Origin of the sequence: Algoriphagus sp., assembly GCF_046296635.1 — a bacterium.
Classification (GTDB): domain Bacteria; phylum Bacteroidota; class Bacteroidia; order Cytophagales; family Cyclobacteriaceae; genus Algoriphagus.
In genome coordinates, this window is record NZ_JBKBKZ010000013.1 from 31370 (window position 1) to 43676 (window position 12307).

Annotated in this window: 6 protein-coding genes; 5 read left to right on the forward strand and 1 reads right to left on the reverse strand. The window is 40.2% G+C overall.

What is annotated here, in order from left to right; all coding sequences use genetic code 11:
- Window positions 1-75: 75 nt before the first annotated feature.
- The 5 genes from ACK4HU_RS11275 (at window position 76) to ACK4HU_RS11295 (ending at window position 9241) form a co-directional block, all read left to right on the forward strand.
- Window positions 76-2073: a ComEA family DNA-binding protein gene (locus ACK4HU_RS11275; protein ID WP_409806786.1), complete on the forward strand. Its 1998-nt coding sequence runs from the start codon at window positions 76-78 to the stop codon at window positions 2071-2073.
- 63 nt (window positions 2074-2136) lie between these two features.
- Window positions 2137-4551: a zinc-dependent metalloprotease gene (locus tag ACK4HU_RS11280; RefSeq protein ID WP_409806788.1), complete on the forward strand. Its 2415-nt coding sequence runs from the start codon at window positions 2137-2139 to the stop codon at window positions 4549-4551.
- A gap of 591 nt (window positions 4552-5142) precedes the next feature.
- Window positions 5143-7179, forward strand: coding sequence for a M3 family metallopeptidase (locus tag ACK4HU_RS11285; protein WP_409806789.1), 2037 nt, complete (start codon window positions 5143-5145; stop codon window positions 7177-7179).
- Between the two features lie 51 nt (window positions 7180-7230).
- On the forward strand, window positions 7231-8325 hold the full coding sequence (locus ACK4HU_RS11290) for an AI-2E family transporter (RefSeq protein WP_409806791.1): 1095 nt from the start codon (window positions 7231-7233) through the stop codon (window positions 8323-8325).
- Entirely contained in the window at window positions 8309-9241 is a 933-nt protein-coding gene (locus ACK4HU_RS11295) for a tetratricopeptide repeat protein (protein ID WP_409806792.1), read from the forward strand. Before ACK4HU_RS11290 ends, ACK4HU_RS11295 begins: the two co-directional genes overlap by 17 nt.
- Here ACK4HU_RS11295 and ACK4HU_RS11300 read toward each other — a convergent pair.
- Window positions 9229-12162, reverse strand: coding sequence for an ATP-binding protein (locus tag ACK4HU_RS11300; protein ID WP_409806794.1), 2934 nt, complete (start codon window positions 12160-12162; stop codon window positions 9229-9231). The genes ACK4HU_RS11295 and ACK4HU_RS11300 overlap by 13 nt on opposite strands.
- Between the last annotated feature and the right edge of the window lie 145 nt (window positions 12163-12307).

The window sequence follows — 12307 nt, forward strand, 5'->3', positions numbered from 1 at the left end:
TTTGTCCTTTGCATTGTTTCTTTTTTATCATGGGCACAGAATCCTCCAAAGCAGGCGATTAACCTCGAGAGTTTTATGGAGCGACTTTTTCCTGTGCAGGGAGAGGACATAGATTACGAATCAATTTATGAGGCGCTTTTTCAGCTTTACCTGAATCCCATTGATATCAATCGTGCTGATGCAGAGACATTGCAGGCAAGCTATTTACTCAGCCCTTTACAGATCAACAATTTATTGAGTTACAGAAATTCATTTGGACAACTGCTTTCACTTTATGAACTACAGGCTATTCCTGAATTTGATCTCCAAACAATAGATAATTTGATGCCTTTCATCACAATAGGAAGTTCCGGCTTGAGAAGTAAGAAGTTTTGGAACCGTGTGAAAGAAGAGGAACAGGCCTATCTCCTCTTTCGGCATCAACGAACCTGGCAAACACGAAGAGGATTTACTCCCGCCGACACGAGCAGATCAGGCATTATTTCAAGCAGATATCTAGGGGATCCAAATACCATTTATTTAAGATTTAGAATTCAACATGCCCGGGATTTCAGCATGGGTGTCACCTTGGAAAAGGATGCAGGTGAACAGTTTATTTGGGATAGTAAAACCGCTCGCTATGGATTTAATTTCTTTTCCTTCCATTTCACCCGATACTATGTAGGAAAGTGGAAAACCATTGCACTTGGCGATTTTCAAGCTTCATTTGGTCAAGGGCTCATATTCGGTGCAGGATATTCCTTAGGAAAAGGTGCTGAAACAGTCCCAACCGTTCGTAGAAGCAGCATCGGGATCTTGCCATACACCGCTGCAATGGAATTCGGATTTTTTAGAGGATTGGGATTGACAAGACAATTCAAAAATTGGCAGGCCACATTGATCGCTTCTCATGCACCCAGAGACGGGAGATTAGCTTCCTCCATGGACAGTTTGGAGTCGTCTGTGGATGTGATAAGTTCATTCAACCAAAGTGGATTACATCGAACACCGAGTGAAATCTCCACCAAAAACCAATTTCAGGAGACAAATTTGGGTGCCAATGCACAATATTCACATCCTTCAGGAAGATTTCAATTGGGAGCAAACTCCTTATTCACAAGATTCAATCGTCCTTGGATTCGGACACCTCAGATCTACAATCGGTTTGAATTTGCGGGGCAAAGCAACCTGGTGTCGAGTGCCTATTTTAATTACAACTGGAAAAACTTCTTTCTATTTGGAGAATCAGCTATTTCTCAAAGTGGTGGATCGGGATCAGTATTAGGCTTTGTGAGTAGTCTGAGCAAACAGGTGGATTTTTCAATGCTTTGGAGAAAATATGATAAGAATTTTCACAGCTTCTATTCTACAGGATTCTCAGAAAACACACGTCCTATCAATGAACAAGGTATTTATATGGGAATTCAAATTCGTCCTGAAAAACGATGGAAAATCAATGCTTACTATGACTATTTCAGCTTTCCATGGCTGAGATATCGAGTTTATGCACCTTCTAAAGGTTATGAATGGTTGGCCCGTATCAGCTATCAACCCGCTCGAAACCTTATCGCATTTATTCAAATACGAGAGGAACAAAAAGACCGAAATCTCCCTGATTCAAGGGAACCCGCCCTACCCTATCTAGTCAAACCCATCAATAAACTCAATGGTCTGCTAAGCCTTGAATACCATGTAAGCAAGGACTTTTTTCTAAGGTCAAGAATTCTCACGAGTCGTGTAAAAATTGCGGAAAACATCACCCATGGACTCATGATTCTTCAGGATGTCCAATATGGACAAAACAAATGGAGGCTGACAGGTAGAGCAGCACTTTTTGATGCCGAAACATTCGATAATAGATTGTTCGCCTTTGAAAACAATGTGCTTTGGACTTTTTCCCTTCCTTCCTTTTTTGGCCAAGGGATGCGTTATTACCTACTTGGGCAATATCAATTTTCCCCAAAACTCACAGCATACTTTCGGTTTTCCAAGACCAGCTATACCGATAGAGATGTGATCAGCAGTGGACTTCAGCGAATCGATGGACCAAATCAAACTGACACAGCGCTGATGCTTCGATACTTTCTTCGGTGATTTTCCATTAGTGGTGCTGAAGTCCTTTCCCTTTTTGATAATTTGGAACAAAGTTAAACACTTATGAAAAAACCACTTTACCTTCTGAGTTTTTTAATGCTTTTGTCCTTTTCAGGTTTCTCGCAAAACCTGGATTTGAGTAAAATGAGCAAAAAAGACGGATTCATGCCTTTTTTCCTGGATGAGGAAAAAGGCAAGATTTACCTTGAAATCTCTTCCTTGGACAAGGAATTCCTTTACGTCAATTCCTTGACCGCCGGAGTAGGATCCAATGACATCGGCCTGGACCGAGGCCAACTCGGGGATAATCGGGTAGTTGAGTTTCGCCGAACAGGAAATAAAATCCTAATGGTGCACAAAAATTTTGGCTTCCGGGCATTTACCGACAATCCCTATGAGGCCAAGTCTATTCAGGATGCTTTTGCAGAATCTGTACTTTGGGGATTTGAAATTGCTCAGAAAGAAGGTGAAAAACTGATCGTGGATGCTACCAACTTCTTCTTGCAGGATGTGCACGGCGTATCGGAAACTTTAACCCGATCCCGGCAAGGAACTTACCGAGTAGATGCCAGCCGATCAGGACTTTATTACCCTACGACCAAAAACTTCCCGGAAAATACAGAGGTAGAGGCAACAATCACTTTGACTGGAACAGGTGCTGGAGGCTATTTAAGATCAGTCACCCCTACTCCTGAGGCGGTCACTGTCCGAATGAGACATTCATTTATTCAACTTCCAGAGTTGTATGCAACCAGAAAATTTGATCCAAGAGCTGGTTACTTCTCTATCAGCTACCAAGATTATACTACTCCAATCGACCAACCATTGGTTAAGCGATTTATTTCCCGACATCGATTGGAGAAAAAAGAACCAAGTGCGGCTCTCTCAGAAGTGGTCGAGCCGATTGTCTATTACCTCGATCGAGGCACTCCCGAGCCAGTTGCTTCAGCTTTGATCGAAGGAGGAAATTGGTGGGCGCAGGCCTTTGAAGCAGCAGGTTTCAAGAATGCATTTAGAGTAGAACTGGCTCCGGAAGGGCTAGATTTATTGGATGTCCGATACAATGTCATTCAGTGGGTACATCGTTCTACCCGAGGCTGGTCTTATGGCTCAAGTGTCAGAGATCCTAGAACTGGCGAGATCCTGAAAGGACACGTTTCTTTGGGTTCATTACGCGTAAGGCAAGATTATTTGATCGCTCAGGGATTGCTACAACCCTTTGAAGATGGAAAACCAGTCGATCCGAGAATGATGCAAATGGCACTGGATCGCCTCAAGCAACTTTCTGCACATGAGATTGGTCATACCATCGGAGTCGCGCATAGCTATGCCACCTCACCCAACGATCGGGCATCCGTGATGGATTATCCACATCCTTTTATTACAGAAGGATCGAATGGTGAATTGGACTTCAGCCAAGCTTATGACTTGAAGATCGGGGAATGGGACAAATGGGCTATCAAATATGGCTATGGAACTCCAGCTCCGGGACAAAGCGAAGATGAATTTTTGGAAAAAACACTAAGAGACACGTATGCAGCCGGTTTTGAGTTTATTACTGATTCGGATTCCAGAAATCCAAGTGGAGCTCATCCCCGCTCCCACTTATGGGATAATGGTGCTTCGGCACCCGGAGAATTGATGCGAATGCTGAAATTGCGAGAAAATCGAATGAAAACATTTGGCTTGAACGCAATTCGAGAAGGAGAGCCACAAGCTATTTTGGAGGAAGTATTTGTTCCGCTTTACCTGATGCATCGCTATCAGCTCGAAGCTACCAGCAAATTGATCGGTGGACTAGATTACACTTACAAAATTAAAGGTGACAATCAACCCAATCAAAAATGGGTTTCTGCTAAAGAGCAGAATGAAGCACTCAATGCGCTGCTTGCTACAATTTCCATAAATCAGCTGGAAGTTCCCGCTCATGTCCTGGCATTGATTCCACCGAGACCAAGCGGTTACAGCAGAAATCGAGAGACTTTCCCTTCCCGAACTGGGCCTACTTTTGATCCCATTGCTCCGGCAGAGAATATCGTAGATGTGACATTCAGCTTCCTGTTTGAAAGTGGAAGAATCAATCGAATTTATTTGCAAAATCTTCAGGATCTAAAATTGCCAAGTTTTGAAACTATACTGAATCAAGTAACTACTCAGGTATTTTCAAGTACCATGCCTGGAGGATTGAAAAATGAAATCAAACTGATGACTGAAGCAAAGCTTGTGGATCATTTGGTTGCGCTATCCAAAAACCCGAATGCTTCTCAGACGGTGAGAGCAATCACGAGAATGCAATTGGCTAAAATTGCAGGAATGCAAAGTCCTGCAGGGATTTTGAAGGCCCACAGGACCTATCTGGGAGATAAAATTGGGGCTTTCTTAAAATTGCCAGAGGAATTTACAGCCCAACAATCACTCAGCATTCCAGATGGTGCGCCGATTGGAATGGAAGAAATGAGTTGTGATTTTGACTTCTAAAATAAAAAACCGGGTTAGGAGCCCGGTTTTTTCATTTTAATTGCATCCTTGCATACAATTCCAAAAAGCTCGTTTATCCAATTCAGGGAGAGCTTCACGCATTTTTTGCTGATTCATTGCTATTTCAAACGTTATGTCAGGTGATGCGCCTATAATCAAACCAAGCACCGAACCTATCATTCCAAATAATGGGACATAAAGAATTGACAATTCTTCGCCATCAATCAGTGCTACCACTGCTCCTATACTATTTCCTGTGATTGCGCCAACCGCATATCCTTTTAGAACTGCTCTGGTTTTTTTTGTTCTTATACCAGAAAAAAACTAAGTAGATATCGGTTCATCTTGCTTCCTTTTCAGAAAGCTAGTTTTTGTTTTCCCATTCCTTTCTTCAAAAAATAATAAGTCTGAAAAATTGATTTGCAAAATTTACTTCTACAAAAACAGAGGTGGGCTCGATTTGATCAATGGCAATTCGAGAACTTCTCTGAACAATTAGGTAATTTGGCAATCTAATTGAAAAATTCGGACGTCTCCTCGAACCAAAATGGAGAACTCCCGATTAACTACCCAAACGATTATCCTTTCCACATGACAAATCCACTTTTGGCTGAGTTCACCAGCCCCTTTGAAACTGCACCTTTTAACCTTTTAAAGAACGAATACTTTCTTCCCGCAGTCAAAGAAGCCATTCAATTCGCAAAGTCTGACATTGAAAAAATTAAATCAGAATCGCTGCCGACATTTGAAAATACCCTTGAAGCACTGGATCGATCCGGTAAAAAGCTAAGTTTGATATCGGCTATTTTTTTTAATCTCAATTCAGCTGAAACCAACGATGAAATCCAAAAACTGGCAAGAGAAATTTCACCCCTACTTACAGAATATTCCAATGATATATTATTGGATCAGGAGCTTTTCCAGCGCGTATCTTCAGTTTTTGCTGACAAGGAAAATCTTAATCTCACCTCCGAACAGACCACATTGCTGGAGAAAACCTATAAGTCTTTTGTGAGAAATGGAGCTAAACTAAATAAAGAGGATGCTTCGAAACTTCGAAAAATCGATCAGGAACTGGCTCAGTTAGGATTGAAATTTGGCGAGAATGTATTGGCGGAAACAAACAAATTCGTTCATTTTGTAGACAATGAATCAGAACTGGAGGGTTTACCGGATGGCATAAAGGAAGCCGCAGCACAAATCGCCACTGAGAAAGGCCAAGCAGGAAAGTGGGCATTTACGCTTGACTATCCAAGCTACATTCCGGCCATGACCTATGCCAAAAACCGGGAACTTCGTAGGAAGCTTTTCATAGCCTACAACACCAAATCAGCAAAGGGTGATGAACTCGATAATCAAGACACAATCAAGAACCTGATCAAACTTAGGCATGATCGGGCAAAACTTTTAGGTTATGCTTCCCATGCTGATTTTGTATTAGAAGAGCGAATGGCAAAAAACCCTACGATTGTGCTGGACTTTTTGGAATCCTTACTCAAAAAAGCAAAACCAAAAGCGGAAAAAGAAGTAGAGGAAGTTTCTGAATTTGCTAGGAATCTGGAAGGATTAGACAAATTGGAGCGCTGGGATTTTGCCTATTATTCTGAATTGCTCAAAAAGGAAAAATACTCGCTCGATGATGAGTTGCTTAGACCCTATTTCAAATTAGAAAATGTAATTGAGGGAGTCTTTAAAACAGCAGGAAAACTCTTTGGACTTACTTTTCAACCCAATCCTGAAATCCCGGTCTATCATCCAGAGGTAACTGCCTACGAAGTAAAAGACCGAGATGGAAATCACCTGTCTGTGTTTTATGCGGATTTTTTCCCCAGACCGGGAAAAAGAAATGGCGCTTGGATGACCTCTTTCAGAGGTCAATACACAATAAATGGTCATGACAACAGACCACATATTTCTATAGTTTGCAACTTCACCAAACCAACCAAAAGTAAGCCTAGCCTATTGACTTTTAATGAAGTCACTACTTTATTTCATGAGTTTGGGCATGCACTTCATGGAATGCTGGCTAAGGGAACTTATGAGTCATTAACCGGAACAAGTGTTTTTTGGGATTTTGTGGAGCTTCCTTCTCAGATTTTTGAAAACTGGTGTTACGAAAAAGAGTGCCTCGATCTCTTTGCGAAGCATTATCTTACCGATGAGAAAATCCCTGAGGAGCTTGTAAATAAAATCAAAAACGCATCTAATTTTCAGCAAGGCTATATGACTATGCGTCAGATTAGTTTTGCTCTGCTGGATATGGCTTATCACAGCCAAGACCCTAGTTTAATAACAAATATCAGAGGTTTTGAAGAGGAGATAATGAGTAAAACAGAACTGCTTCCTAAAGTCCCTCAAACCATGGCAAGCACCAGCTTTTCCCATATTTTTCAAGGTGGCTATTCTTCTGGATATTACAGTTACAAGTGGGCTGAGGTGTTGGATGCGGATGCTTTTGAATTGTTCTTAGAAAAAGGGGTATTCGATCAGGAAACGGCAAATTCATTCGAGAAAAATATCCTCTCGGCGGGAGGCAAGGAGCACCCTTCCATCTTATATAAGCGATTTAGAGGCAGGGATCCAAAACCTGAAGCACTGCTAAAGAGATCAGGACTAATTATTGCTTGATTGGAAAATCAGTTATAAACCCTATCTTTTTGCAAGTTCAACTTACTAAATATGGAATCTAGACCAATGATTACGTCTTCTTACTTGAAGGCACTTTCAGTCATGGCATTTATTATTGTATTGGTTTTTTTCCTGATCGTAGGAAAAAGTCTGTTGGTTCCTCTTTTCATGGCAGGATTTTTTGCAATCCTTTTTACTCCCTTTAGTATGTTTTTGGAGCGATACAAAGTCCCAAGAACACTGTCATGTGTGATTTCCTTATTGTTGATGATTGCCATTGTAGCTGGTTTGATCAGTTTTATCATTGGGAATGTGGTGAGTTTTACCAAAGATTTTAACAATGTTTCAGAACGACTCGTGGCAGTGGGAGAAGGAATAGATAACTGGACCTCAAACAATTTGGGATTCAATGAAAACTTTGCTGAGAAGGCAGAATCAGAATATTTTATTGGATTACTAAACGAAAATAGTTCGAGCATTTCAGCATTTGCACTCAATGCAATCGGATCCCTTTCGGGACTTATTCTTATCCCGGTTTTTATGTTTTTCTTTCTTTTATACCGAGATCATCTCTTACAAATGATGGTCATGATCTATCGGGACAAAGATCCGGAACTAGTAAAAACGCGAATTACAAACCTCCGAAAAGTGATCCAAAACTATATTACTGGGGTTGGAAAGGTCATGGTCATCTTAGCCATATTGAACATTACAGCCTACTCGATTCTGGGAATTAAGCATGCGATTTTCTTTGGAATTATCGGAGCTGTATTGAATATTATACCCTATGTAGGACCATTTATTGGTGCTTTGCTCCCTGCTATTTATTCCTTTTTGACAATGGATAGCTTGTTCGTGCCCCTTGCTGCTTTGGTTGTGTACCAGGTGATTCAGATGGTAGAAAGTAATTTTCTTACACCAAAAATTGTCGGTGGAAATGTGAATCTTAACGCATTCATCACCTTCCTTGGATTATTGGTTGGCGCTGCAATTTGGGGAGTGGCGGGAATGATTCTGGTAATCCCCACCATGGCTATCCTAAGGGAAATATTTGAACTTAGCGAAAACACAAAGCCTTACGCTTTGCTTTTAGGTGAAGAAAAAACTGACAAAAAGAAAAAACCTAAAAATGAAAATAAGGAATAAATTGATATTAACCCTTACTTTTTTAGCCCTAATCAGTTGTGATTCTGAGGAAACCAAAAAAGGTAGATTCCTTCTAAAGGGTAATGAAAAGCTACAGGATAACGATCCAAAGTCTGCTATTGCATTTTACATTGAAGCAATAAGCATGGACTCCACCTATGCTGACGCTTATTTCAATAAAGCAATGGCGCATCTTCGACTTAATGAATTGGACAAAGCAATTGCAGACCTAAACCTCGCTGTGAAATTCCGGCCGGACTATTATGAAGCCATTTTTCAAAGAGGGTTATCCTTTCTCGACAACGGGGAGTTTTATAAATCAAGGGAGGATTCTGATCGTCTCATTAAACTGGATGCAAACAATTGGAAATCCTATTTTTTAGCTGGATTAAGTCAGGAAAAACTCAGGAATTTCCCTGCTGCACTCGAAGCTTTTGAAAAGGCGGCAGCGCTAGATCCAGCGAATTCGGACCTTCTCGTCAATCAGGCCACTATTCTATATTATCAAAAAGAATTTGAAAAGGCCAAAGTCCTACTTTCAAAAGCTGAGGAAATGAACCCTTCAGAGTCTAATCTTCACAATCTCAGATCGATGATTCTCTTCGATGAGAAAAGAATAGAGGAAGCTTTGAATTCCGTGGAAAAAGCAATCTCACTGGATAATAGACAAGCCTACTTTTACAACAACAAAGGCTTATATCTATTATTCCTAAACCGGGCCGATGAAGGACTGGATTTAATCAATCAAAGTATACAGATGGATTCCAAAAATCCATTTGCTTTTAGGAATAAGGGAATTTACTATGTGATGAAAGAGGATAAAATCACAGCTTTACAATACTTAACAGAATTGGAGGCAACTTATCCGGATATGGATTTAGTGAAAGAATACTATGAGAAGGCTCAGGCCTTATAGTTGCTTTCTTTAATGACCTCCTTTATTCTTTTCAATAATTCAGCAGCATCAATTGGCTTAGCAACGAATCCTTCAAATTTACATTCGTCAATTCGCTCCATGATTTCGAGTTTGGCCGCTGCAGTGAGTGCGATAATCGGGGTGCCTGAAAACTTCTTGATCTCAATCGTGGCTTCAAAACCATCCATGACAGGCATTTGAATATCCATTAAAATACAATCGAATTTCCCAATTCGAGCGGCTTCGACCGCTTCTTGTCCATTGTGGACCCGCTCGTAAGTGTAGCCCCACTTTTTGATAATTTTACCTAAAACAAGGGCATTTACATCATTATCTTCAGCCATCAGCAAATGTAGACCATTAAATGATGGAGTTTGATTATCTACTTTCATTGGGATCTTCTGCTTCTCCTCCTCCACGTCAAATTCTAATTCGAAAAAGAATTTGCTGCCCTTTCCTACTTGCGAATCCAAACTAATCTTTCCACCCATCAGGCTAAGTAGCTTTCGGGTGATCGAAAGTCCCAGACCGGTGCCTCCATATTTGGTGCTAAATGTTGGTTTTACCTGGTCAAAATCATCAAAGATTTTTTCTTGGTGCTCAGGGGCTATTCCGATTCCAGAATCTTTTACCTCAAAATAAACTTTTACTTTATTCCTAACTTGCCCCAATAGCTCGATTCTGACGTCCACATTTCCTTCATTGGTGAACTTGAGTGCATTGGTGATCAAGTTATTCATGATCTGGGAAAGTCGGGTTTTATCTCCCTTCACAGCAATGTCGAGACCTTCAGAAAGATGGAGGTTCAGCTTGTTTTTACTGTCTTTGGCATGGAAGGAAAGTCCTTTCAGCACTTGGTCAACAGTATTTTTTAGATTAAATGGAATATGTTCAATGGTAAGTTTCCCAGCTTCAATTTTTTGAAAATCGAGGAGATCATTGATCATGATGATCAGATTTTCAACTGCAAAATTGATTGTATTCAGGGCTGATTTCTGATTATCGGTTGGGTCTTCATGAAATAGTGAATAAACAGATCCTGAGATCGCATTAAGTGGCGTTCTCAGTTCATGGCTTATCATGGAAAGGAAGTCCGATTTGATCTGATTAGCCTTCTCAGCTGCCAATCTTGCTTCATCCAACTTGGACTCAAATTCTTTTTGTTTGGAAATATCTGTCAAGTAGCCATACCAAACCATGTCTCCATTTTCCAGAGCTTGAGGTCTTGCCGCCCCGAGCACCCAGCGATATTCCTGATTATTATCGCCGGATTTGACTCTGAATTGACACTGCCAAGGTTCCATTTTTCGGGCTGATGCCACGGATGACATGATTACCTGAGGTAGATCTTGAGGATGTACTTTGGAAATTGCAGTAGAAATATCATTGAACTCGTGGATTTTTTGAGGAGATATTCCCAATACCGCATTGATGCCTTTTGATAAGAAGGAGAAATTCATTTGGCCCTCAGAATTCAACACCATCTGGTATAATCCACCGGGAACCTGATCAGTCAGATTCATGAGGAAATTACTACTATCCTCTACTTTCTTTTCGAGATTGATTTTTTCGGAAATATTTCTGAAAGAAAGAGTGATAAACATGGAATTATCAAATTCCATCCGACTTGCCGCCAATTCAAGGGTCAACTGCTGTCCTTTTTCATTGATCAAAAGCGTGGAAAATCTCGAAATCGAGGCGTCACCAGATGGAAAATTTACCCATTCCCTCCAATCGTATGATTCCTCGAAGAAAACATTCAAATCTTCCAGATGGGTAATTTTGCTATTTTTTTCCAGTCCAAAGAGTTGATTTACTTCTTTATTTGATAAAACTATTTGACCATCAGGCTTGACGATCATCATTGCATCGGGACATTCGATCCAAGCCTTTTTAAGAAAGTCAAACTCACTTATAATTTTCCGGCTTTTGCTATTATCCCAAATTACACCCCAGATAATTGATCGATTTTTGTTGGGAAAAAAGGCTGAGAAGTCCACTTTTTCACTTTCAGAAACCCAAAATTCACCTTCAAATTCCTGCTGTTCAATAGTAAGTGTTTTGACAGATTCTTTGAGTTGATTCAAAAATCCGGATTGAAAAGTATCTTTTGCAAGGTCATTTCCTAAAAGACCTTCGATGATGAGGTTGGATGAAGGTTCCAAGAAAACAGTTTGTTCTTCAAGATCAACTTTCCACTTACCGGATTTGGTCAAATCAGGCACACTGTCAATCAAAGAATCAAGCTTGTGGTCATTTTTGGCTTGGATGTATCTATAAGATATATCTCTGGCTATGACAAAAAACGTCTCAGGATTGAACTGAACAGAGCATTCGAGGTGACGGTAATTTCCATCCTTTCCCAAAAACCTTAATTCACATAAAGCTACTTCCTGATTTTTTTGATGTGATTTCCAAATTCCCTGTATTCGTGCGAGATCCTCCTCATGAATAAATGGACAGAGATTGGTGTTCAATAATTCTTCAGTTTCATACCCAAGCACCGACAAAACGGATGAGTTTAAATAAGTCAGATGGTCATATTTACCGATTGCAATCAGATCAAGCTTGGATGTAAAAAATTGATATGCTTCTTTTCTGCTTGGAAGCCCGTGTGTTTTGATTTCTTTCCCTTGGTAGAAAAGAAAATAATTGGACCCACTGTCTTGAGGTAATTCAAGCTTGAAAGAAAAATCTTTCTTACCATGGGTCAGAACTAGTTCTTCTTTGAAAATGTAGGCATTGATATCAAGACCTAGTCCGACTAAAGTCTTTTCCTTTAAAGATTCCCCTATTTCCTCTTCAAAGGATTCATTGCCATAGAATATAGAATACGGATAGGAATCATCAGCAAGAAAGACCATTTCCGAGGACTCATAAATGATCTTTTTAAACGTGCTATTAATTCCCTTGTCCTGCATTTCAGCTGAATTGCTATATTTTCCTGGATTGATAATTACCTTCTGATTTTAAATTTTGGTAAACATACAGCAATTTGCATTTCATAGCAAATATTTTACTTTTCAAATAACAATTTTTGCTTTAAAAATTATAGAAAAAACTGGG